Annotated in this window: 20 protein-coding genes; 8 read left to right on the top strand and 12 right to left on the bottom strand. The window is 57.6% G+C overall.

Going from position 1 to position 24214, the window contains the following annotated elements; translation table 11 throughout:
- Window positions 1–231: 231 nt before the first annotated feature.
- The 6 genes from exbB to ACHQGU_RS01880 all read left to right on the top strand — a co-directional run bounded on the left by exbB (window position 232) and on the right by ACHQGU_RS01880 (window position 5329).
- Window positions 232–987, top strand: coding sequence for a tonB-system energizer ExbB (gene exbB / locus ACHQGU_RS01855; protein WP_062143694.1), 756 nt, complete (start codon window positions 232–234; stop codon window positions 985–987).
- A 9-nt stretch (window positions 988–996) separates the two neighbouring features.
- The gene (gene exbD / locus ACHQGU_RS01860; RefSeq protein ID WP_062273462.1) at window positions 997–1443 is read left to right on the top strand and encodes a TonB system transport protein ExbD; all 447 of its coding nucleotides are present in this window, start codon (window positions 997–999) and stop codon (window positions 1441–1443) included.
- Complete coding sequence (locus tag ACHQGU_RS01865) at window positions 1440–2303, top strand: TonB family protein (RefSeq protein ID WP_395495673.1); 864 nt, start codon at window positions 1440–1442, stop codon at window positions 2301–2303. The genes exbD and ACHQGU_RS01865 overlap by 4 nt, the downstream gene beginning before the upstream one ends.
- Before the next feature lie 130 nt (window positions 2304–2433).
- The gene (locus ACHQGU_RS01870; protein ID WP_253558245.1) at window positions 2434–3066 is read left to right on the top strand and encodes a TetR/AcrR family transcriptional regulator; all 633 of its coding nucleotides are present in this window, start codon (window positions 2434–2436) and stop codon (window positions 3064–3066) included.
- 128 nt (window positions 3067–3194) lie between these two features.
- Entirely contained in the window at window positions 3195–4346 is a 1152-nt protein-coding gene (locus tag ACHQGU_RS01875; RefSeq protein WP_395496357.1) for a M24 family metallopeptidase, read from the top strand.
- A gap of 317 nt (window positions 4347–4663) precedes the next feature.
- Entirely contained in the window at window positions 4664–5329 is a 666-nt protein-coding gene (locus tag ACHQGU_RS01880) for an NADPH-dependent F420 reductase (RefSeq protein ID WP_062273466.1), read from the top strand.
- 56 nt (window positions 5330–5385) lie between these two features.
- On the opposite strand, the gene ACHQGU_RS01885 is transcribed toward ACHQGU_RS01880, so the two are convergent.
- Complete coding sequence (locus tag ACHQGU_RS01885) at window positions 5386–6573, bottom strand: lipase family protein (protein ID WP_395495674.1); 1188 nt, start codon at window positions 6571–6573, stop codon at window positions 5386–5388.
- Window positions 6574–7272: 699 nt separating this feature from the next.
- Here ACHQGU_RS01885 and ACHQGU_RS01890 point away from each other — a divergent pair.
- Together ACHQGU_RS01890 and ACHQGU_RS01895 are read left to right on the top strand one after the other, a co-directional pair.
- Window positions 7273–7965, top strand: a complete 693-nt coding sequence (locus ACHQGU_RS01890) for a hypothetical protein (RefSeq protein WP_395495675.1) — start codon at window positions 7273–7275, stop codon at window positions 7963–7965.
- A 267-nt stretch (window positions 7966–8232) separates the two neighbouring features.
- Complete coding sequence (locus tag ACHQGU_RS01895) at window positions 8233–9012, top strand: siderophore-interacting protein (RefSeq protein ID WP_395496358.1); 780 nt, start codon at window positions 8233–8235, stop codon at window positions 9010–9012.
- Between the two features lie 25 nt (window positions 9013–9037).
- On the opposite strand, the gene ACHQGU_RS01900 is transcribed toward ACHQGU_RS01895, so the two are convergent.
- The 11 genes from ACHQGU_RS01900 to ACHQGU_RS01950 all read right to left on the bottom strand — a co-directional run bounded on the left by ACHQGU_RS01900 (window position 9038) and on the right by ACHQGU_RS01950 (window position 24173).
- A complete protein-coding gene (locus ACHQGU_RS01900) occupies window positions 9038–10384 on the bottom strand; it encodes an ATP-binding protein (protein WP_231866415.1) in 1347 nt (448 codons plus the stop codon).
- The gene (locus tag ACHQGU_RS01905; protein WP_395495676.1) at window positions 10381–11109 is read right to left on the bottom strand and encodes a response regulator transcription factor; all 729 of its coding nucleotides are present in this window, start codon (window positions 11107–11109) and stop codon (window positions 10381–10383) included. Before ACHQGU_RS01905 ends, ACHQGU_RS01900 begins: the two co-directional genes overlap by 4 nt.
- 199 nt (window positions 11110–11308) lie before the next feature.
- On the bottom strand, window positions 11309–11644 hold the full coding sequence (locus ACHQGU_RS01910; RefSeq protein WP_062143718.1) for a hypothetical protein: 336 nt from the start codon (window positions 11642–11644) through the stop codon (window positions 11309–11311).
- Between the two features lie 244 nt (window positions 11645–11888).
- Window positions 11889–12413, bottom strand: a complete 525-nt coding sequence (locus ACHQGU_RS01915) for a hypothetical protein (RefSeq protein WP_395495677.1) — start codon at window positions 12411–12413, stop codon at window positions 11889–11891.
- Window positions 12379–12717 carry a hypothetical protein gene (locus ACHQGU_RS01920; RefSeq protein ID WP_395495678.1) on the bottom strand — a complete coding sequence of 113 codons (339 nt, stop codon included), beginning with the start codon at window positions 12715–12717 and terminating at the stop codon, window positions 12379–12381. Before ACHQGU_RS01920 ends, ACHQGU_RS01915 begins: the two co-directional genes overlap by 35 nt.
- 207 nt (window positions 12718–12924) lie before the next feature.
- Window positions 12925–13896: a CmpA/NrtA family ABC transporter substrate-binding protein gene (locus ACHQGU_RS01925; protein ID WP_395495679.1), complete on the bottom strand. Its 972-nt coding sequence runs from the start codon at window positions 13894–13896 to the stop codon at window positions 12925–12927.
- Complete coding sequence (locus ACHQGU_RS01930) at window positions 13893–14474, bottom strand: ANTAR domain-containing response regulator (protein ID WP_062143727.1); 582 nt, start codon at window positions 14472–14474, stop codon at window positions 13893–13895. Before ACHQGU_RS01930 ends, ACHQGU_RS01925 begins: the two co-directional genes overlap by 4 nt.
- Window positions 14475–14494: 20 nt before the next feature.
- Window positions 14495–18424, bottom strand: coding sequence for a molybdopterin-dependent oxidoreductase (locus ACHQGU_RS01935; RefSeq protein WP_395495680.1), 3930 nt, complete (start codon window positions 18422–18424; stop codon window positions 14495–14497).
- Window positions 18425–18429: 5 nt separating this feature from the next.
- Entirely contained in the window at window positions 18430–21327 is a 2898-nt protein-coding gene (nirB, locus tag ACHQGU_RS01940) for a nitrite reductase large subunit NirB (RefSeq protein WP_395495681.1), read from the bottom strand.
- A gap of 18 nt (window positions 21328–21345) precedes the next feature.
- On the bottom strand, window positions 21346–22992 hold the full coding sequence (locus tag ACHQGU_RS01945) for an alginate export family protein (protein WP_395495682.1): 1647 nt from the start codon (window positions 22990–22992) through the stop codon (window positions 21346–21348).
- On the bottom strand, window positions 22989–24173 hold the full coding sequence (locus tag ACHQGU_RS01950; protein ID WP_062143628.1) for a NarK/NasA family nitrate transporter: 1185 nt from the start codon (window positions 24171–24173) through the stop codon (window positions 22989–22991). The genes ACHQGU_RS01945 and ACHQGU_RS01950 overlap by 4 nt, the downstream gene beginning before the upstream one ends.
- Between the last annotated feature and the right edge of the window lie 41 nt (window positions 24174–24214).

Raw genomic sequence — 24214 nt, forward strand, 5'->3', positions numbered from 1 at the left:
CAATAAGTTATATCGGATTTTTCATCTGGAAGTTCGTGCGCGTTGCAGAGCCTCGCTTTGGCAGAGCCCATCCGGGCGCAGATTTCTGTCTATATGATAGTGATTCTCACTTGCATGATGGTGGGAGCCTTGTTATCGCTGGCCTGATTGTCCCTGCGGGAAAAGCCGTCATCCGGCCCTTTTCCGCACGGTTTCCCGCCTGACATCGTTGTAAACGCGCAGGATTCTTTAATGCCCTCATCACCCGTTTCCGTCGTGAATGCCGTCTCTCTTTCTCCATGGGAGATGTTTTTGAACGCAGGCCCGGTTGTGCGCTGCGTGATGCTGCTTCTTGCCTTTGCCAGTCTGGTGACATGGACCATCCTGATTGCAAAAACTGTGGAAATTGTCCGTTTGCGTCGGGAACTTTCTGAGGCGGAAGACAATCTGGAGCAGGCTGAAACGCTGGAACGGGGCGAGGGTCTCACGCAGGACTGTCGCATTGCCCGCACTCTTGTTGTGGCAGCGGAAACGGAGCGGATGCGCTCTGTCGATATCCCGGATGATGAGGAGGGGCTGAAAGAGCGTATCGTCCTGCATCTGGAGCGGCTGGAAGCGGCAGAAGGCCGCCGCCTGCTGCGTGGCACCGGACTACTGGCTACCATTGGCGCGACGTCTCCGTTTATTGGCCTGTTTGGTACGGTGTGGGGCATTATGTCCTCCTTCACCGGGATCGCGGCAGCTAAGGCGACCAGTCTGGCGGTTGTGGCGCCCGGCATTGCCGAGGCCCTTCTGGCGACTGCGCTGGGGCTGGTGGCGGCCATTCCTGCTGTTATTATCTACAACCATCTTGCCCGCCAGTCTGCCGGGTGCCGTGCGCAGGTGGCGGATATTACGTCGCTCATCATGCGTCTGGTCTCGCGGGATCTGGGGCGTCTGCGCTCCCAGCGGGCGCGGGGCACGGTGGTGCGCTTCAGTCAGCGTGACCAGCAGGCCGTGGCGGAATAGGGGGCGCAGATGGCCATTCGTATCCGGCATGCGGACGAGACGCTGAAGGAAGCGCATGAGATCAACGTCACACCGTTTATTGATGTCATGTTGGTGCTACTGGTCATTTTCATGGTCACAGCTCCGTTGACTACCGTGAATGTGCCAGTCGATCTGCCCTCCTCAACCCAAAAGCCAGCCCCCCGGCCGGATGATCCGGTCTTCCTGACCGTCAAAGCCGATCATGGCCTTGCGGTGGGAGAAGAAGACGTCGCTGCGGAGGCCCTGCCGTCCGCACTGGCCAGTGTGACAAAAGGCAATAAGGACCAGCGTATTTTCCTGCGGGCGGACAAGACTGTGGATTACGGCACGCTGATGGGCGTGATGGATAAGCTCCGCTCTGCCGGATACCTCAAGGTCGCTCTGGTCAACCTGCAAGGGCAGGAGGAAGGGGCCGAAGCCGGGGCTGCCCCATGAGTGCAACCCTGACTGAGGGGAGCGGGTCCGTCAGCCCCCGCTCTGGCGCATTTGCCGTCTGGCGTGCGGAACAGATGCGCCGCGCACGGAAGGAAGAGCAGCACCGCTGGGGTGTCTCTTTGCTGGTGGTGTTGGTTGTGACTGGCGGGGGCGTGGGGGCCATGCTGCGTCTTCCTGCTGCTAAGGTGCCGGTTTCGGAACCGCCTCCCGCCGCGATTGCGATTGATCTGGCCCCCGAACCCGTTTCCACTCCGGCGCCCGTCTCCGATGTGCCGCCCGGTCCACAGCAAACGCTCTCCACGCCGGCCCCGGCGCCGGAAGACCCGCCGAAGGTTTCCGCGCCACCATCCCCCGCACCCAATCCGCCCGTTCCGGTGCCTAAGCCGGAAAAGCTGCATAAGGTTGTGAAGAAATCCAAACCCGCCCCGGTTTTAAAAAAGCCGGTTCCGGATAAAACACCGCCTGCGGATCAGACCACGGCTCCCCCTGCGGCGGAAGCGCCTCCAGCCTTAAATCAGGCGGCTCCTGCGCCGGGGGCGTCGTCCTCGCATGCGTCCCAAAGTCCGACAACATGGCAGGGGGCGCTTCTGGCTCGTCTGGAGCGGTATAAACGCTACCCGGCAGAAGCTATGGCGGACCATCAGGAAGGCGTGCCCATGCTGCATTTTGCCATGGACCGCCATGGGCATGTGCTTTCGGCCCGTATCCAGCGTGGCTCGGGCCATACGCTGCTGGATCAGGAAGCACTGGCGCTGGTGCGGCGTGCGGAGCCGTTGCCCAGCCCGCCGGATAGCGTAGCGGGAGACCCGGTGGTGCTGACGGTGCCGATTGAATTCTATATGGAGCAGGAGGGGCATTGAGGGCGCAGGCGGCCTGATCGCGCGCTCAATTCGGCGTCAGGGGAGGGAAGGGGATTCCTTCCGGGTAGAAGTGTCTGTAAAAGCACCTTTTAACCCGGGCATCCTGCCGTAATTGAGTGATCTGTTCCGTATGCCAGCATCTCCTACCCCGGTACGCCGTCGCACACAGGCTGACCGCAGTGCGACGACACGGACAAAAATCATTCAGGCGACTGTCACTCTGCTGCAAACACAGGGTTATGCCGCTACCACTATCCAGCGTATTGCCAAAGCCGCCGGGGTTAGTCTGGGGGCTTTGCAGCACCATTATCCGGCCAAGGCCCAGATTATGGCCATGGTGCTGCGGCATTATGCCCTTAAGCGCACGCGGCTGTATCGCCCGGCCATGCGGCATAAAAGCCTGCCGGAACAGCGGGTGGACGCCATGCTGGAGGCCATGTGGACTTTGGTGACAGAAGGCCCGGATTTTATTGCGACAGTGGAAATTGAGCTCGCCCGCCGGAGTGACCCGGAGCTGGCGGCGGCCACCGAGCCCGTGCTGGCCCGTATTGATCAGTTCATGACACGCTGGCTGTCTGGCAGGCAGCACGGCCAGCCAGACCCGAAATTTGTCACCCTGCGCCTGCTTAACTCGACGTTCCTGCGAGGCGTCGCCATTGAGATTGCGCGAGGCACCCCTCTGAGTGATCTGCAAGAGGCGTATCAGATCTGGTGCGGGTTCTCCCGCGCCGAACTGCTGAAGATCGTCAAAGAAACCGACTGACGGCAGAAAGCCAATAAATGCCTTGACGGCTCATAAACAAGTAGGTTGTATTGTTTGTTATGTAAGCTTCCGGGGCGGCCTTCCTGCGGGAAGGGCGGTCTGAACGCCAGAAAGGGTATAACGTGACGATGCCATCTTTGAGTGCTCATCAGGTTTCCAGTCAGGAAATTGCCGAACGGATCAAAAAGGTTCGGGAGAAGATGGAAAAAGCGGGTTTTTCTGCTTACATCTCGTTCAACCCCGATAACGTTTATTACCTGACAAATTTTGCAAATTTCGTGCATGAGCGGCCATTTGTGCTGGTGATTACCCCGACTGATATCACGTTTATTATCCCTCGTCTGGAAAGAGCGCATGTGGAGCGCCACAAGGTGGGGGATGAGCTGAAACTGGTGGAGTATGCGGAATTCCCCGCAATGGCTGGCACGCGCTGGTCTGACCGCCTGCAGGATGTGCTGCCGGCACAGGGCACGATCGGGATGGAGGGCGCATGCCCGGCTTACCTGAGTGCTCTGGTCAGCAACCAAACACAGGTTCTGAATGTGATTGATGTGGTGCGGGAAATTAAGTCTCCGCATGAAATTTCCCGCATCGCCTGGACCAGTGATGTCATGACAAACGCACTCGGCATGATGCTGGGCGCGGTCAGGAACGGCACTATGGTGGCGCAGGCCATTGCAGGTGTTACGCCGTATTTCTATCAGCGCTGCCTGACGGAAGCCCCGAATTATAACGTGATGTCCACCCACGCGGCGGGACTGATCCAGCCGCCAGCCTATACGGATGACCCCCACAACTTCTCCTGCCTGACCGCTCCGTGTGAACCGGGAGGCCCCTTCCTCGGGCTGGTTGCCGGAAAAATTAACGGCTATGGTGCAGAGATTGAGCGGACGTTCTTTCTGGAACACGTGCCAGAAGAGGCGCGTAAGCCTTTCGATACCATGATGGAAATGCGTCATAAGGCGTATTCCATGCTGAAGCCGGGCGCAGTTGGTTCGGAAATTGATGCGGCTTGTCTGGCAATTGCGAAAAAGGCCGGATATGACACCCCTCTGCACCGCACGGGGCACAGCTTTGGTGTCACCAGTCATGAAGCTCCTTTCCTGGCGATTGGTGGAGATAATATGATTGAGCCGGGAATGTTGTTCAGTATTGAGCCGGGTATTTACATGAGGGGTCAAGCCGGTTTCCGCCATTCCGACACCGTGCTTGTAACGGAAACAGGCTATGAAATTCTGACAAAATATCCTGATGAGAAAGAAGAACTGACGTTATCCTGAAAAGGAATTCGAGAAGTCTGTCTGCACTTCGGCAGGCTTCCCCTTAAGGTCAGCTTTACCCAAGTGTTCTCAATACTATTCCGGATCAAAATCATCTGTTGTGCGGAAAACTGTCTTCATATCGTTCTTCAGCATGGAAACTTTGCGCTACAACACACCGCTTTATGCCACGCCGTTTGATACGCGCTATGGTCGATGCGGCGTGCTCACCAATCAGTTTTCAGGGATGGGCGGCATTAAACACTCTCTCCTCTGTTCTGAGTGCAAACGCACCCCATATTTAGAAAGGATTGCTCAGAACAGAAGGAGCCAGAAGCATGAAAATCGGTATTATTGGCGCAGGTCATATTGGCGGCACACTGGCCCGTCGGCTGGTGGCAGTTGGGCATGAAGTCAAAATTGCCAATTCCCGCGGCCCCCAGACATTAGGGGATCTGGCGCGTGAGAGCGGCGCAAAAGCCGTTACTGTTGCGGACGCCGTCAAGGATGTCGGCCTGATTATTGTCACCATCCCCGAAAAGAATATTCCGGTATTGGGGCGGTCTGTCTTCGAGCATGTCCCTGCAGATGTGGTGATTGTGGACACCGGCAATTATTACCCGCGTGAGCGTGATGGCCGGATTGCTGCGATTGAAGACGGTATGCCGGAAAGTGTCTGGATGTCCGGGCAGATTGGCCGCCCTGTCATCAAGGTATTTAACAATATCTACGCGCAGCATCTTCTGGAAAACGGAAAGCCGCATGGTGCTGCAGGGCGTATTGCGTTGCCGGTTGCCGGGGATGATGCCTCGGCAAAAAAACAGGTGATGGCGCTTGTTGATCAGCTGGGTTTTGACCCGGTGGATGCTGGGAGCCTTGCAGAGTCCTGGCGTCAGCAGCCCGGAACGCCGGTTTATTGCGGAGATTTTGATGCCGCCGGTGTGCGCAAGGCTCTGGCGGAAGCGAGCCCGGAGCGGACTGAGGCGTTTAAGGCGCAAGCCTGAATACTCAGAACGGGTGGCAGGGAGAACTCTTCCTGCCACGCAGTCTGGATGTGGCTTTATTCAGGTGTTGGTGTGCACTGCGGCGTCAGTGGCTGGTCGGACATGACAGCTTTTGTAAAAGCCTCTGAATCTGGCAGGGACGCATTCACTGTCTGATCATGGTTCAGGCCTTTATAAATATGCGCCTGTACCACCGTTCCGGCCGCGCATGCGGCTTTGACCAGACCAAGCTGAAGCGGCGGCGGCACATCCTGATCGATTTCGCCTGTGCCGACAAACAGCGGCTGCTTTAGCTTCATGGTCGGATAAGCCATGGCGGCCAGCGCCGGAGCCAGAGCTTGCTGATAACCGGGTTTGAGGGCGTTGCTGAAGTTGAGCCCCTCGGTCCGCGCTTTGTCTGTCAGCGGATGCACACACAGATCAGCTGCTGCCTGATAAGCGGGCATCGCTTTGTTGGTAAAGACGGTTTCCGGTTTGAAGCTGGAATCGTAACCGCTCAGCCCCTGCGCCAGATAAAGCGTGTAAACAATAACCGGGTTAAAGCCTGTTTCCTGTGCGCCAGATGAGGTCATCTGCTGGAGCAGTTCCTGTGACACATAGGGCGCGCCTGTTGCTACGGTTCCGCGAATATTCAGCTCTGGCGCATAGTCCGGCGCGTAGGACGCAGAAGCAAACGCTGCACCGCCACCCTGAGACTGGCCAACAATCATAATTTTGTTTTGCAGGCCGGGCACGGAGGACAGGGCTGCCCGCACACCATCCAGCACGCTGTAGGCTTCTACACGCGTGTTCAGGTAAGCGTGGATGCCCGGTGTGCCCAAGCCCTGATAATCGGTGCCCACAACAGCAAAGCCGCGCTTCATCCATGCAGACATATACTTGCGATTACGCTCGGACCACGGATTGCAGGAGGGGGCGCAATGGTCCGCTACCCCACTGGTGCCATGCGCCCAGGCCACAATTGGCCAGCCACCCGGAGGAGCCTTGCCTGCGGGCAGGATGACTTCCTCAGTCACTGGAACCAGTCCCTTGCCGGTAATCCCGTTGGTGGAGAGATAGGTGATGCGCAGAGCGCGCCCGGCATCCGGCAGGCTCAAGGCTGCGGGCAGAGGGGCTGAGGCCGTCATCGTGCCGGGCTGGTCGGCTGTCTGCGTGGTAGCGGCATGGCCGGGGGAGGCCAGAGGAGGAAGGCTCAGACCTGCCATAAGACAGGTGCCAGCCATAAGAAGGCGGTTTAAGCGCATGAATAACCCTTTCAGAATGGAAACTTATTTTCTTAACATCAAAATATTCAAATTGACGGTGTTCAGATGATCGTCAGAGGGTGGGTTTGTCAAGCAATGTACGTGTATGGAAAATCACTATGAGAAGACGGCATAAATTTTCATAAAATTTTAACGGATTATAAAGAGAAAAACAGTTTTTTAGGATTTGTTATGACATGTTTCGCGGAATGCTTTTTCATGTCGGATATGAGGTGAGGGGGAGGCGCTAAAATTTCTTTTATGCGGTTGGGGTGTGGCATCGTTTCTTAAAAGAGACAGGGCTTTGAGATAGGTCAGGTTTTTTTGATGAAGTGACGTTCAGTGCAAAGAAAACTTAGTAAAATCCTGAACGGAAAAGTAGAGTTCTCTTTATAAATAATGATATCAAAGCATCATATTTTCAAAAATATGAAAATAAGAAAATGCTGCATAAGGTGCATGTTATGGCAGAATAAAAAGCGTTACGACGTACCTCACGAGCAATGCGGAAGTGTGTTCAGTTCTGACTGCTCGGCTGTGTCATATCAGCGCACCAGCAGAAGCAGATGGTCTTGTATGCCCTGCGTTCAGGTTGGCAGTCGGCGGGAAATTCGTTAAATCGTGCATTCTGAGGTCGAAATGGAGATGACGTTGTTCGTGACTAACACTGCTGTTATGCGCCTTGTTGCCAGGTCTGTTATGCATGTTTCTGTAGGTTCCATGCTGCTGGGCCTGGGCGGGTGCGGGTATTATGCGTCCCGCACAGCGCATAAGGCTCAGGTCACCATGATCGGCATGACGGAGCAGGATGTTCAGGCATGCGCGGGGATTCCAACCAAGACGCAGACTATTGATGATCACGTTAAAATTTTTGAATACCAGCGTGGCCGCAATATTGGCACTGCGACAACCTCCACATTGATCCCGGTACAGTCGGTTGTAAATATTGTCAGAGATGTTGGGGGCGGGGATGGCAATAGCTGCATTGCTGATTTCCGCATCGTCGATGGTAAAGTGCGGGACGTGTACTATAGCGGGGATGATGACATGCTGGTCGGCACAGATGGCGTCTGTTCCAGCGTTGTGCGCGGCTGTGTCCGTCGGGCTGTGCCAAGTGGCTCACCACCTAATTTCTGGAGAACATCGGCCTTCATCCAGCCGCAGCCTGCCAAACAGCCATTAGCTTCAGTCGCACCGGCTCCCGCTTCTGCGACGGATGCCATTTCCGGCGCGGCCCCCACAATGCCTACGGTAGCGCCGGGCACGACACTTCCCGTAAAAGTCCTGGCCGTAACCCCGGCGACAGTACCTTCTGGAACGCCCGCGCAGGTGCCCCAGACAAGTGCAGCGACTGTTCCGGCAACAAATGCGGTACCCACGCAGCAGAAATAACCTGCCATCCGGGTGGAGTCAGTCTCCGTCCGGATATCTCCTTGTTGCGTGATAAGGAATTATCAGGTCGTCCGAGTATATCTGGTGGTCTGACTGCATTTTTCCTAAAAATATTAGAGTGATGCGACTGCCTGCCCGACGCGTGGCATCCCACCTCATAACAGGATACTCTTGACGAGACTTATATCATAAGCCATATCGTAAGATACTAATTGCGCCGCGATAGTAGGCACATCCTGTTTTATAGAGAGTAAGGAAAAGAGTATGATGACGACTCAAGTCTCAGGATACGAAGGCCGCGCTCCTGAAATCCAGCGTGTGCGTCATGAACTTCGGCGGCGCAGTCTGCGTGTGGAGGCAGTTGAGCGCCTGACCCCGAATATGATCCGCATTACTCTGACCGGGAATGATCTGGTCGGGTTTGTGAGCGCCTCACCGGACGATCATATCAAGATTTTTATTCCCGGTCTGGATGGTATCATGACACGTCGGGATTACACGCCGCGCCAGTATGATGCTGAAAAAGGCCTGCTCGTTCTGGATTTTGTTAATCATGATGGAGGGCCTGCCGCAGCCTGGGCGCGGGCGGCGCAGGTGGGCGATACACTGGAGATTGGCGGCCCTAAAGGCTCGCAGGTTATGGCTGGGCCGGTTGATCGCTGGCTGCTGATTGGCGATGAAACCGCTCTCCCAGCCATTGGTCGGCGTGTGGAAGAACTGCCCGCACAGGCCTGTGTGACAACGGTGATTGCCGTGCCGGGTGTTGAGGATGAGCAGACTTTTACCACGTCAGCCCGGCATAGCGCCCATTGGGTTCATCGCCCGATGGATGCGGCAGATCAGGCGCAGGACATCCTGAAAACCCTCGATACAGTAAGTATAGAAGACGGAACTTTTGTCTGGGTTGGAGCAGAAGCCCGTGTGGCAAAAGCCGTGCGCCAGTATCTTCTGGAAACTCGCAAGGTGCCGCTGCAATGGATCAAGGCATCAGGGTATTGGGTGAAGGGGCAGGCTGATGCGTCCGTGAAGGATGTCGGAACGGCCTGACGTCGACGGGCCACGCTTCCAGCTATCAGGCTGCTGGAAGTGTACCGAGCGGGAGTGAGATATGGGCGCGCAGGCCATGTGGCTCAATATTGCTGAGCAACAGCTGGCCATTGTGGCGGGTGATAATGGCATCGGCAATGGAGAGCCCCAGTCCCAGGCCGCCATCCGAGGCCCGGGCAGGGTCCAGTCGGTAAAAAGGCAGGCGTGCGGAGGCAAGCAGGTTAGCCGGAATGCCGGGGCCGTTATCGCTGATATCAATCAGCGCGCGGCGTCCTTCTGTGCGGAGGGTGATTCTAACTTCCGTCCCATATTTCAGGCCGTTTTCAATCAGATTGCTAATGGCGCGTTCCAGCGCCGTGGTCTGGCAGATGCAGATTAACTGCGTGGGGCCGGTGTAGTGAATGGTATGGCCCACCACATTGAATTCATGGCACAGGCTTTCCAGCAGGGAGGCGAGGTCAATCGCTTCTGCTTTTTCAGCATCTGTTTGTTCCCGTAAAAAATGTAGGGCACCGTTCAGCATTTTTTTCATCAGGGTGAGGTCATGCTTCATGGCGGCGGGGGAGGCTTCCTCTCCGCCCAGTTCCAGTCGCATGAACAGGCGGGTGAGTGGGGTGCGCAGATCATGCCCGATGGCAATGAGCATCCGTGTGCGTTCTTCCGCCGAGGCCGCAATGCGGGCCTGCATGCGATTAAAGGCATGCGTGAGGCGCCGTACTTCTGTCGGGCCATGCTCGGGCAGGGGGTCTGGCGCAATGTCATACCCAAATGCATCGGCCTGCGTCGCAATGTTTCGCAAAGGGCGGCTGATATGCCAGATGCTCCAGAATGTGAGCGAGAGCGTGATGGTCAGCAAAGACACCAGAGACACCGTGAGCGGCATGGTCCAGCGCAGCATGTGGCCAAGATGATGGTTGGGGGTGTTGGAGACCAGAATGCTGATGTTATCGCGCGGTAGATAGAGATAAGAGATCGGCATGCCAGCGTCATGCGGCGCACAGCTTTTGGCGCGCAGGGCGTGGCGGGTCACATTGCCCCGGTAGACCAGCATGCGTTGCAGAAAGTCCGTGATATGGTCGGTCGGCACCGCCACGCAGGGGGCAGGCTGACCGACAATAAACGTGATTTCATTGCCGGATATTTTCTGGGCAATGGCTTCCCGGATCTGGGGTGGGGCGGCTTGCAGGGCCTCAATTCCGGTTTCAATCGCCAGAATATTTGTCCACGGTCCGGCTGGCAGTGGCGGCACCAGAGGCCGGAACGCATACAGCAAAAAAGAGGTGATGCTTAGCGTGAGAAACATGCACACGGACACCAGCATGACCATCTGGCCATAGATGGTGCGGGGGTAGAGCCGCGGAAATTTCTTCATGTGTTGCCGTCGTCAGGGTCGAAAATATACCCGCCCCCGCGAATGGTGCGGATCAGTTCCAGCTGCCGCCCTTCATGCGACAATTTGCGACGCAGGCGGCTGATCAGCAGGTCAATGGCGCGGGGGTCCACATTCTTCTCATCACCATGGATGCGGGCCAGCAGCTCTGTCCGGTTAAACACATGGTGAGCGTTCTGGCAGAAGACTAACAGCAAATCTGTTTCTGACCCTGTCAGCGCCACGCGGATGCCTGTTTTGCCGTAGAGCGCGCGTTTAGCGGGTTCAAACAGCCAGTTATCGAAGCGGTAATGCTGAACGCCCTGGCTTTCAGGCTGGGCAGCTTCAGGCTGAGCGCGTCTCAGCACGGCGCGGATGCGCGCGGCCAGTTCTTCCAAGTCAAATGGTTTGGAGACATAGTCATCCGCGCCCAGATCCAGTCCGGAAATGCGGTCATGAATATCATTCAGTGCGCTGACCATGATGATGCGCGTGGCGGAGGTCTTGCGGAGATGCTGGCACAGCGTGCGGCCATCTTCCTCCGGCAGCATGAGGTCGAGCAGGGTGAGGTCAACAGGGCGGCGCTTTTCTGCGGCATCAATGCCTGCGCGGTTAAGGGCTGTAGAGACCTCATAACCCAGCCGCTGAAGGTAGCGCTGCAATAACCCGCAAATTTCGGGGTCATCTTCCACAATCAGGATATGGATAGCCTGCGGGGTATCTGTCATGGCAGCGTGCGCTTCTGATGGTGTCGGCGAAGGGGAGGTGGGATGTGAAGACAAATGTGCTGTTCTCGTATCAGTCAGGCCTCATGAATCCGTCTATTAAGACGCTGCTTTTATAAAGGAACGCAAGGGAAAAACCGGGCAGCATGCAAAAAGGCACTTCCGGAGAAGTGCCTTTCTGTTTCATGCGCTCAGAACCAGATTAGTTCTGGTTGTCGCCGTTGTTCTGGCCGCCGTCACGGTTGCCATCGCGGCCTTCACCACCGCGGTTGCCACCATGGCGGTGCTCACCACCGTTCTGGTTGTCACCCTGATTGTTCTGATTATCAGAGTTGGAAGAAGAGCCGCCGCGATGGCCGCGATGCTCACCACCATGGCGGCGGTTGCCGTTTTCTTCACCATCATTGCTATTCTGGTTGTCAGAATTGCCGTTGTCGCTGTTCTGGTTGTGGTGGTGCTTGTGTTCTTCCGCATGAGACACAACAGGTGCCACAACACCCAGAGCAGCGGCGAGGAGAATAGCTTTTTTCATCATCATAAAACCCTTTATGCAGAGCGGGAGAAAAAGACTCTCTCGCCTGTCTGGGAGGAAACATAGGAGGAATTTTTTTTACTAAAAGGGGCAAAGCTGCAAATAAATGTAATATGTCAAATATGAAAAATAATAAAAATATACGATAAATATTATAGGATGAATAAGGTAAAAAACCCGCTCATATTTGCTTGAGGCCGCATGTAAACCTTGTGCCGGCCATAAATTAGCCTTGGTTTACAGGCGTCGGTCACACGCCGGTGTTCAGGGCTGGATAGAAACCGGGCGCTGTGCTGCGCGGTGCGCTCATTGTTTGTGGGGTACAGTATTTTTCAGGAAGCGTATCAACCTGCATGATCGAGCGCCGGATTTTATAATCCTCCTTATAGAGATCCATGATTTTCTCTTTCTGGAGGGGGCTGAGCTCTGTAGTGAAACGCTGTGTGGTGTTGATTTTCTTGATCTCGCCCGCATGCAGGCCCGGAACAAACGGATAGATCCGGTCAATATCCTTGAGATCAAACAGCATTTTCACGGCCATGTCACCGTGGCGGTCGGTCAGATACCAGTATTGCGGGCGCAGGACATGGTCCAGCTGATAGATGGAGGTTGTACCTTCCACATACTCAATCATGCGGTCCAGAGTGGTTAGGTCTGCATAGCGTTCTGCAAAGCCGGGATGCAGGCTGACATGGCTGCCACCGCCATTCCGGATGAAGTCATAAGAGGAGAGGAAGCGTTCAACCGGGTCCCGCCACAAGGCAAAGCTGGGCATGGTGCCGCACAACATCTGGCGCGTGCTTCTGATAATACCGGATGCTTTCATGCCGCATGCTACAGCCGTAAAGTTCCTGAGAGATGGCTGTTCCGGCATTTTTGGGCACATGGATAAACAGAACACCCGCGTTGCGGATAATCTCCAGACGCTGCTGCCTCTTTTTGCTCAGCGGGAGGGGCAGTCTCCAGTCTACATACCGTTCCTGCAGGTCTCCATGCAGGGTGACACAACATAATTGTTCCATTGTCTTCTTGCGGGTTTCCTGAATCTGTTCGCGCAGAGTGGAAAAGGCAGAAGACATTGCGGGGATCCAGTAACCAAACGTAGCACGCTACGCATCACGTCATTTCATGAGGCCAGAAATGAAATGATAGAAAAATAAACGATCTATTGAGAATCGTTTTTAAGCACAGATTTCTGGCTCTGGAATGCACAAAAATGAGAATTATCTTTTTATTTCAGTTCTGACAAAAAGACGACCAAAATAAGATGCCGCCGCAAGGACTGTTTAGCAATCGTACCAGCCCAATGTGCGCAGGGTTTCCAGCATGGTCGAGGGTAGCCAGCCCTCGTTTTGCATGTCTTCAATCATCCAGCCGCAGGAGGCCCCCATGTGCCCGTTCTGCTCGCCAAACCTCATGGCGTCTGCCATGGCGCGGGAGCCGGGCATCACGGCTTTCACAGCCTCTTCCGGCAGGCCCAGCCCGTTGGCGTTGAGCGGCCTGCTGAGCAGGTGCGTAATCTCGGGTGCGTGGGCCGGGTCATTACACAGGGCAATGGCCTCGGTCAGAGCAGCCCGTAGCCGGGCCGGGCCGTCAGGGTTCTGGCTTTTCCAGAGTTCTTTCAGCACCAGCATTTTTTCCAGATGGCCGGGTGCAATGGACGCAGAGCCTGCCACAATAAATGCCAGATCTTTCAGATGTGCATCTGCACCCCACGGTGGTCCTGCGCAAAATCCGTCAATCTCACCAGCGGCAAGAGCCTGGATCATGCGGGCTGGTGGCATGATGACAATTTCGGTTTCCGTATCACGGGAGATGGAGAGACTTTTAAGAAAGCGCGACAGAATAAGGTAGTGTGTAGAATAGAGGTGAACCACACCAAGGCGCGGCTTGCGGCCTAAAGCATTTTTCCAGTTGTCAAAAGCCCGGTGTTTATCCGCTTGCGCAGCCCACTGCGTGTGATCGACTTTCTGCCCGCGCAGCACAATTGTGTTGCCACCACGGCTAACCGGAAAGCCCGGACGCAAACCAATAGCCCGCCCGCGCTGGCCAAGAGCCGTCATAATAGCCAGCGGTGGGAACATCAGCGCGCCATCCAGCCCGTTCCAGACCAGCCCATCCGCAATATTGGCCCAGGAGGGCACCACCACGGCCTCAACATCCAGCCCGTGCCGGGTGAAAATGCCCATGCTGCGGGCCACAAGCACAGGGGCACTATCCGCCAGTTGCAGCAGGCCAATGCGGCAGGAGGTGCTCATTCTTTCGGGTTCCTGTTCTGGTGAGCAAGATAATCTGAGGCAACATCAATAATTTTTCGCGCCTGTTGCATGGCCTGTTTGCGGAACCAGCGATAGGCTTCATCTTCCTTACAACGTTCCTGCTTCATAAACAGGAATTTGGCACGGTCTATGGTCTCACGTTCTGAAAGTGTTTTTCTGGCCGCAAGAAGTTCTGCATTGGTATCCCGAAAGCGACGATACAAAGCAATGGCGGCGCGCAGCAGGGGTTTGACGTTTGTAACGGGCGCATCCAGCACATTGTAGGAACAGACGCCTGCGGCAAAGGCATCTTCCATCAGGCTTTCGTCATCTTCATCCACAAACAGGGCGACAGGCCGTTCCAGCCCGGAGGCGGAGAGGGCGCGCACGCTGTCCAGCGCATCACGGTCGGCACGGCTGATATCCACCAGCACAATATCCGGGGCATGACGGCGCACTGCATCAATCAGGCTGGTGTCCTCTTCCACCAGAATGACGTCCAGCGTTGCCTCGGCTTCCAGCAGGCGGGCCAGAGCGCCAGCACGGTGAGAATTTTCATCAGCCAGAAGGACTTTCATGCAGTCCGTCCTCCTTTCGTTCAATACACATCCCGCAGATAACGACCGCTACGGGTGAGGCCCGCCATAAAAGCGTCTGCCTGCTCACTTGTCATTGATCCATGTCGTGCGACAATCCTTTTCAGGGCACCGTCAACATCCCGCGCCATGCGGGCGGCGTCCCCACAGATGTAGACATATGCGCCCCGGTTGAGCCAGTCCCAGAGCATGGCGCCGTGTTCTTCCATGCGGTCCTGCACATAAATGCGTTCAGGCTGATCGCGCGAGAACGCAGTGTCCAGCCGCGTCAGGCAGCCTTCCGCCATAAAGGCTTCCAGTTCTTCACGGTAATAAAAGCCCGTGCGTTCATGCCGTTCCCCAAAGAATAGCCAGTTCGGGCCAGAAGCCTTTCGGACTGAGCGTTCCTGCAAAAAGGCACGGAAGGGCGCAATGCCGGTGCCCGGCCCGACCATGATAACGGGCATCGTTTCATCCGCAGGCAAATGGAAATGCGTTGTGGGCTGCACAAAAACGGGCACAGCGTCACCCACGTTCAGTCCTGCCAGCCATGTGGAGGAGACACCGGGGTAAGGGGAGGTGTTCACACCCACGGTCAGATGCACGCTGTCCGGGTAGACTGTGGGGGAGGAAGAAATGGAATAGAGCCGCGACTGCATCTGCCGGAAGAGTGCCGGCAGATCCTCCGGTGCCACGGGGGCAGGCAGGGTTGCGATGAGGTCTGGCAGATAGCCGCTTTCCGTGCAGCCCAGACGTTCCAGTAGCTTTGCAGACGGGCGGGAGAGGTCAAACCAGCGACGCAAAGCTTCGCCCAGCGGGGTGGGGCCGTGGTGGCGGAGCGTCAGGATGGTTTCTTCGGGCACCTGCAGGGCGGCCAGAACCTGCTGCACAACGCTTTCATTATTGCGCGGCCAGACGCCCAGCGCATCGCCTGCATGATAGTTTACGCCTGTGCCGGAAATATCCAGTGCAATGTGGCATGTTTCCTTATCGGGGTTATTACCGGTCAGGCGGGTCACGCTGGCAAGGCGCGCCAGTGCTGGGCTGGTGCGGGTAATGCCGGGGGCCAGAGCCGGGGCGAGCAGGGCAGGGCTGGTTTCAGATGGAGCCGGGCCGCCCAGAGCGGCCAGCAGATGGGGGCGCCAGTCTTCTACAGCGTCCTCATAATCCGGTTCACAGTCCATGCGGGGCAGGAGGGGGATGCCGCCGAGGGCGCTCAGCCGTTCATCCAGCGCGCGACCAAACCCGCAGAAGCTGGCGTAAGAGGAATCCCCCAGCGCCAGCACTGCATAGCGGAGGGCAGGCAAGGTGAGGTCCTGTTCCTTGAGTGCCTCCCAGAACGGAGCAGCACTGTCCGGTGGGTCGCCATCGCCAAAGGTGGAGACAAGGAAGAGCGCCGTGCCGGAGAGTGTGGCCGGGTCACACGCACTCAGTTCGGCCAGACGCACGGGATGTCCATTTTCCCGCAGCCAGAGCGCGGTTTGCGCGGCCAGTGCTTCCGTGCGGCCCGTCTGCGAAGCCCACCAGAGAGTGAGAGTGGGCGCAGCGGCATCCGTGGATGGAAGGGCCGCTGTTGCAACCGGCGTGCGGGAATACAGCCCGGCCAGTAGTCCATTAAGGTGCGTCCTCTGTGCGTCAGAAAGCGGGGCGGAGCCCGGCACTACCGGCACGCTGTTCTCTGGCGGGGCCATACGCAGACCATCCAGAAAACCGCTGAGCCAGCCAAGACTTTCCCCGGTAAAATCAGGTACTTTCTGTGTGCTGAGACCCAGATGGCGGGCAAGCTGCTCTGTGGGCATGGTCTCTGTGCTTTCCTGTGCGGGAGGGGCGGCAGTCTGAACACGCGTCAGGGAGACAGCGCAGTGTTTGATGCCGGGCTGGAGAGAGACGGGGTCAATCGCATCCGGTGTGACGGCATTGATGCAGAGTGCCTCGCCAAACCGGTCATTCCAGTGGAAGGGCGCAAAGCAGGTGCCGGCGGCAACACGCCGGGAAATACGAGCCGGGAGTGTGGCGCTCCCCCGGCGGGAGCGGATTTCAACCGTATCATTCTCGCTAATACCAAGACGTTTGGCGTCATCCGGGGTGAGTTCAAGAAAAGGACCGGGGTTGAGTTTGTTGAGCTGCTCGACCCGGCCTGTCTTGGTCAGCGTGTGCCACTGATGTTGCAGGCGGCCGGTATTCAGCAGGAACGGATAATCTTCATCCGGTTCGTCGTCCCGTGGCATCCATGGGCGCGCAAAGAACACCGCTTTGCCTGAGGGGGTGGCAAACACAGGCGGCGCGTCCGGGTTCGGGCGGTAGCGGATGGGATAGCGGGGGGCTGTATCGCCTGCCGGGGCGGGCCATTGTACAGGACCATCTTTCAGGCGGGCGTGGCTGACGCCGGAAATATCATAACCCGTCACAGGGTTTGCAAAACGGCTGGCCTCAGAAAAAACATCGGCAGCGGACGTGAAGGAGAACCCTTCCGCAAACCCCATGGCGCAGGCGACGCGGGCAATAATCTGCCAGTCCGGCATGGCATCCCCCGGAGGGGGCACGGCCTGACGGGCAAGGGTCATGGTGCGGTCAGAATTGACCTGCACGCCATCACCTTCCGCCCACAGCGCACCGGGGAGCAGGATATCGGCATAGGGGCCGGTTTCCGTATCTGCATAGGCATCCTGCACAATGACAAGCTCGGCTTTTTCAAGCGCGGCCTGAACCCTGCCACGCCGGGGCACGGTGGCGACGGGATTGGTGCAGATAATCCAGCAGGCCTTGATGTGCCCTTCCGCCATGTCCTGAAACAGGGCGATTGCACCATCACTGTTTGCATCCCTGATGGTGCCGGGGGGCAGATGCCATTGCTCTTCACAAAACGCACGGTCCTGCGCCGAGAGCGCGCTGCGCTGGCCGGGCAGACCGGGCCCCATATAGCCCATTTCCCGCCCGCCCATGGCGTTGGGTTGGCCGGTAAGGGAGAACGGCCCGGCCCCCGGTTTGCAAATAGCCCCGGTGGCCAGATGCAAATTGCACAAGGCATTGGTATGCCATGCGCCGGAGGTGCTCTGGTTGAGCCCCATGGTCCACAAAGAGAGCCATTCGCCCGCTTCAGCAATCCAGCGAGCGGCGGTGCGGATATCGTCTTCCGCAAGGCCCGTCAGACTGGCGACGCGTTCTGGCGTGTAATCAGCCAGAAAAGCAGGCATGTCCTCCCAGCCGGTGGTGCAGGTGGCGATAAAGTCCGTATCAAGCGCACCATGTTCCACCAGAAGGTGCAGCAAGCCATTGAGCAGCGCGAGGTCCGTGCCGGGGCGGATTTGCAGGAAGAGATCGGCTTTGTCCGCTGTGGCAGTGCGGCGTGGGTCCACCACAATCAGCTTTGCACCGGCCCGTTTGCGGTCCATCAGGCGCAGGAACAGGATGGGGTGACAATCCGCCATATTCGCCCCGATGACGAAAAACAGATTGGTGCAGTCAAAGTCTTCGTAAGAGCCGGGGGGCGCATCCGCGCCGAGGGAGAGTTTATACCCCGTGCCAGCGGCTGCCATGCACAGGCGGGAATTGGATTCAATATGCCGTGTGCGGAGGTAGCCTTTCACCAGCTTGTTGGCGAGGTATTGAGCCTCCATGGACATCTGGCCGGACACGTAAAGCGCAATGGCGTCCGGTCCATCGGTCTCAAGAATATGACGCAGCCGTCGGGCTGTTTCCGTAATCGCGGCGTCCATGGAAACGGGGGCCGGCGGTGTTGCGCGGTCTGGCCGAAGCAGGGCGCAGTCCAGTCGGGCGGGGGACGTGACCGGTTTGTCGCACGAGCTGCCTTTGGTGCAGAGCCGTCCGCCATTGGCCGGGTGCGCGGTATCCCCCCGCACCCGGACAATTTTCTTGTCTTCCACCTCCATCACAATGCCACAACCGACACCGCAATACGGGCAGACAGACCGGATTTCTTCCGCGCAGGCCATGCGGGTTACGCCATGGCGGCTTCCGCCGGGGCGGTCACTTTACGGGCGCGGATTTCTACACGGCCCTTATGCAGCCGGGCATCCCAGGCGTGGATGGATTTGGATGCATCTTCCAGACAGGTGCCGTCCTCCAGATTGAAGTGCTGCTTGTAAAGTGGGGAGGCTACAACCGGCTGCCCGTGGATATCCCCCATCAAACCACGCCCCAGCACATTGGCGTGGGAGAAGGGGTCATGATTATCCACGGCAAAAACCCGGTCTTCACCCTGATCGTCAGGCAGATAGAACAGGGCAATCTGCGTGGTGTTATAGAGCGCGACCACGCCGGAGCGGGGTACAAGGTCACTCTGCGCGCACAGGTCAGTCCAGTCTGCCGGGCCTGCGGAGATTGGCTGCTCCGGTTGATTATCCGCAGGTTTGACCTGATCGCGCTCCGGCACGGTGCGAATATTGGGGTCTGGGCGCGCATCATTCACAAAGGTGCGGAAGCGTTTGAGCTTTTCTTCATCCGTCAGAGCGTTTTTCCATTCGCACTGATAGGTATCTACAACAAGCTGCATCTGCTGCTCCAGCTCGTCACAGATGCCGAGACTGTCGTGGATGATCACATCTTGCAGATACTCAAGGCCACCTTCCAGATTTTCACGCCAGACTGAGGTGCGCTGGAGTTTATCGGCGGTGCGGATATAAAACATCAGGAAGCGGTCAATATATTTGACCAGTGTTTCCGCATCGAGGTCCGTTGCAAACAGTTCCGCATGGCGCGGGCGCATGCCGCCATTGCCGCAGACATACAGGTTCCAGCCATTTTCCGTGGCAATCACACCAACGTCCTTGCTCTGGGCTTCCGCGCATTCCCGCGTGCAGCCAGAGACTGCAAATTTCAGCTTGTGCGGAGATCGAAGACCTTTATAGCGGTTTTCCAGATCCAGCGCCTTGCCCACACTATCCTGCACGCCATAGCGGCACCATGTGCTGCCGACGCAGGATTTTACCGTGCGGGTGGATTTACCGTAGGCATGCCCCGTTTCAAAACCAGCATCCAGCAGTTCCCGCCAGATATCAGGTAGCTGATGCAACTGCGCGCCAAACAGGTCCACGCGCTGGCCGCCGGTAATCTTGGTGTAGAGGTTATATTTTTTAGCAACCTGCCCCAGAACAATCAGCTTGTCTGGCGTAATTTCACCCCCGGCAATGCGCGGCACAACGGAATAGGTACCGTTCTTCTGCATGTTGCCCATGAACGTATCGTTCGTATCCTGCAGCGGGATATAGAGCGGGTCCGTAATGGGTTTGTTCCAGGCAGAGGCCAGAATGGAGCCGACGGCCGGTTTACAGATATCGCAGCCCAGACCGCCATTGCCATACTGGGCCATCAGCTCTTCAAAACTGCGGATATTATGCACGCGGACGAGGGAATAGAGTTCCTGCCGGGTGTAGGAGAAATGTTCGCACAGACTATGGTCAACCGTAATGCCGCGTGCCGTGAGTTCTGTTTCAAAAACGCTTTTCAACAGCGCGGAACATCCGCCGCAGCCGGTGCTGGCTTTTGTATCTTTCTTGAGCGTGGCAAGGTCCGTGCAGCCCTGCTCAATGGCAGTGCTGATCGCCCCCTTGGTCACGTTATGGCAGGAGCAGATGGTGGCGGTATCCGGCAGGGCGTCTGCGCCAAGCAATTCCGCGCCTTCACCGCGAGGCAGGATCAGCACTGCCGGGTCAGCCGGGGGTGCAATCTCGTTCTGCACATATTGGAAAATAGTGTCGTAGTAGGAATTATCGCCGACCAGTACAGCGCCGGTCACGCGGCTACTATCCGCTGAAAGCACAAGGCGGCGGTAAGAGCCGTCTGCCTCACCAATAAAGCGATAGCTGGTGCAGCCCGGTTCCCGCCCGTGGGCGTCGCCAATCGAGCCGACATCCACGCCTTGCAGCTTCAGTTTTGTGGACATGTCCGCGCCGGTAAAGGCGGCTTCTGCATCCCCGGCCAGCAGCGCGGCCACGGTGCGGGCCATGGTATAACCGGGAGCGACGAGGCCGAAAATCTGATCTTCCCACAAGGCGCATTCGCCAACGGCAAAAATATCCGGGTCGGACGTGCGACACTGGTTATCCACTACAATGCCGCCACGCGGGCCGATTTCCAGCCCACAGGCGCGACCCAGAAGATCTTGCGGTTTGATCCCTGCGGAAAAGACAACCATGTCGGTTTCTAAGGCGGACCCATCAGCAAAAATCAGCTTATGGCGGTGCGTGGTGCCGGGTACAATTTCCTGCGTCTGGTGCAGGACGCGCACATCAATGCCGAGCGCCTCAATCCGCTTTTTCAGGGCGCGTCCACCCTCTTCATCCAGTTGGGCGGACATCAGATGCGTGCCAAGCTGGATCACACTCACATCCAGCCCCAGCACCTTGAGCGCGTTGGCTGCTTCCAGCCCAAGCAGGCCACCGCCAATTACTGTGCCATGCTGTGCCCCTTCGGCAGCAGCGCGGATCAGGTCCAGATCTTCCAGTGTGCGATAGACCAGCCCGGCCGTGCCGGTATTGCCCGGAACAGGTGGCACAAACGGCGTGGAGCCAGTTGCGAGAATGAGTGTGGTGTAAGGCAGGCTCCCGTTTTCTGTCGTGACGGTTTTTGCCGCACGGTCAATGTCAGTAATACGGCTGTTCAGGTGCAGCGTAATGCCGTGCGCGGTATGGAAGTCTTCCTGATGCAGCCGCAGGGCCAGCGCATCCTGCCCGGTCATGTAGTCGGTCAGATGCACACGGTCATAAGCGTGGTGTCGTTCTTCACCAAAGATGTGAATCTGGTGGGTTTCGTGCAGGCCGTGCATGACGAGCTGTTCCGCACAGTAATGGCCAACCATGCCGTTGCCGACAATAATGATGTTGTCTTTGGTGGTCATGGGTTTTCTCCCCTGCCTTTAAAACTTGAATTCGAGCGTCTGCATGTAAAGCGCGCCCTCTTTGGCGCCGACATCCCGCATCCCGCGGGAGAGCAGGATGCCTTCAATATCGTGCGTCCACGCCCAGTGCGGTGCAAAATTCCAGGACAGCTGGGTGTAGGGCATCACACCCGTAAAGCCGCCATGCAGATTATTGCGCCAGCTATAGATTTTGCCGTTTCCGCCATAAATGGCGTCCTGCGTGCTGGCACGCCAGAAGACGGGCACATGCAGCTTGAGATGCAGGGTAGGGAGCATGGTAAAGTTGGCGATGGGGCCAACACCAATCAGGTTTTGTGAGGTCAGAGAGAGCGAGAGGTCATTGTAATAGGGCAGCGGCACAAACGGCGTGGCAAACGTGCCGACGGCACCGCCCTGACTGCGGTCAGACCCGCCGGAGAACAGATCCCCCTGCACACCAAAGCCCGGCTTGCCAGCCCAGTCCGAGCGTGTGTACGTGATGCTGCCATTCACGGCATAAGCGCGCACAGAGCGGGTGCTCTGGGTAGTTTTGGCCGGGCGGAATTCACCGCCCTGAAAAATACCGGTCAGACTGGTGCTGAAAGGCCCGACATTGCCCCACAGCCGCATGCCCACATTGTCCCGCCGGGTGGAACCTTTCTGGGTGCCGCCAGTCGTTGCTGTGGGGATGGAGGCTGCTGCTCCGCCATACAGATAGCCGAGGAAAAACAGATCCGCGAACATCTGGCTTTTCTGCCCCATGAATTTGAAGGAGGGCAGAGCCGTGGAGCTGTAGGCCCCATACAGGCGGGCATTATAATTGGTGCCGTCTGCAAAAACCTTTTGTGGCAGCTTGTTGGTCTGCATGAAGTCGAACAGGTCAAGCCGGAACCGGTTCCAGACAGCATAGCCACGGAAGCCGTCCCATGTTTGCTGCACGTTGGTCAGATCGCGCGGGGATTGCATGGAAACCGGAGCATCCAGAAAGACCTGTCGGCCACCAATCACACCCATCTGTGCGCCGAGCAGTCGCCCTTTGACTTCCAGAAGCCCTTGCTGGAGGTCCAGACTTTCACGCTGGGTGCCGGTCTGGTAGCCGTAAGTATTGGACCCGCCTGCTACGCCATACAGAAATTCCGCATAGGCGCGCACATGTTCACCCAGATGCAGGTCCGCTCCATACTGGTTGCGCAACAGGACACGGCTGGCATCGGTTTTGCCAGCCTGCCCCTGCATGGGCTGATTTTCAAAAATATAGCGCAGGCGCTCTTCGCCGCTAAAGCTCATCCAGATGCTGCCGCTGTCATTCAGCCGCACATATTTCAGGCGATTGAACCAGTCATTTTTCCGAATGCTGGAGGGCGTGCGGGCCAGATCACTCCAGTCTTCCGACCACCGGGTCTGGCCATAGCCATTCACCACACCAAAGCCGGAGGCGGCATTGTTTCCGGCGTTAAAAATCTGCCAGTCCGGGTGGTAGAGAGAGCCTTTGAGCATTGCCTTTTTGTCCGGGATAGCCAGAACAGGCACAGGCACCACGGGGGCCAGCGGTGTGGCTGCTGCCGGGGGGACTGGTTTTTGCGCTTTAGGCTGCTTCTGGTTGTCTGCCCAGGCTGTGCCGGTGAGGGCGACACTCAGAACAAGGCTGCCTGTAACACGTTTCATTGAGCGTTCTCCGTCCAACGGCGATGACACGCCGTGACGCACCCGCAAGCAACGAGACAGACAAGTGCGAAGGTTAAAAAGCCGGGCCCGTAAGAGCCCGTCATCTGGCGGGCGGCCCCGAGGGACGAGGCGAGGTAAAACCCACCTACACCGCCAGCCATGCCCACAAGTCCTGTCAGAATGCCCACCTGCTGCGGAAAGCGGATGGGTACCAGCTGGAACACGGCCCCGTTGCCAAGTCCCAGTGTGAGCATGCCCAGAAAGAATGCGCCGAATGCCAGATAGACAGACGGCAGGCCGGTCGCGATCAGCAGGAAGATGATCCCGGCGAGCCCGTAGAGCAGCATCAGCGCCTTTGTGCCGCCCACGCGGTCCGCCATGGCGCCCCCAACCGGACGGATGAAGGACCCGGCAAACACCACAAAAGCCGTGCAGGCCCCGGCAATGGCGGGGGGCAGGTGATACTGGTCATTGAAGTAAATGGTCAGGAAGGCAGCCAGACCGACAAAGCCGCCAAAGGTGACGCTGTAGAAAAACATCAGCGCCCAGCAGCCGCCGGATTTCAGGATCGGTCCCCACGCAGCAAGGCTGGGCATGGTGGGGCGGGCGGCAGGCTCCCGTGCCAGAAAGAGGAAGGCAATCAGCACGATGACGAGCGGAATGGTGGCCAGCCCCAGCACATTCAGCCAGCCCAGCATGGCGGCCAGACCGGGGGCGAACAGGGAGGCAAGGGCCGTGCCGGAATTCCCCGCCCCGGCAATGCCCAGCGCAGTGCCCTGATAGCGCGGCGGGTACCATACAGAAGCCAGCGGCAGCGCAATGGCGAAGGAGGCTCCGGCAATACCCAGCACGAGTGCGACCCAGAACATGCTGGCGTAGGTGTGCGGGGCCAGAAACCATGTCAGCCACAGGCCAAGAATAACGCTGATCTGTGCGCCAATGGCGACCCGGCGGGGGCCGAACGCATCCACCAGCGCGCCGGCCAGCACGCGCAAGCCTGCGCCTGCCAGAACCGGGGTGGCGACCAGCAGACCTTTCTGGCCTGCATTCAGGTGCAGGTCATGCGCGATGGAAATGCCCAGCGGCCCGAGCAGAACCCAGACCATGAAGGAAACATCAAAATACAGGAAAGCGGCGATGAGCGTCGGGGTATGGCCGGCTTTGAGGAACCCTTTATCCACAGAACGTCTTCCAGATGGTCCGCCAGTTCTGCGCGGAAAAC

The sequence above is a fragment of the Acetobacter sp. KSO5 genome (assembly GCF_044094635.1).
In the GTDB taxonomy this organism is placed as follows: domain Bacteria; phylum Pseudomonadota; class Alphaproteobacteria; order Acetobacterales; family Acetobacteraceae; genus Acetobacter; species Acetobacter cerevisiae.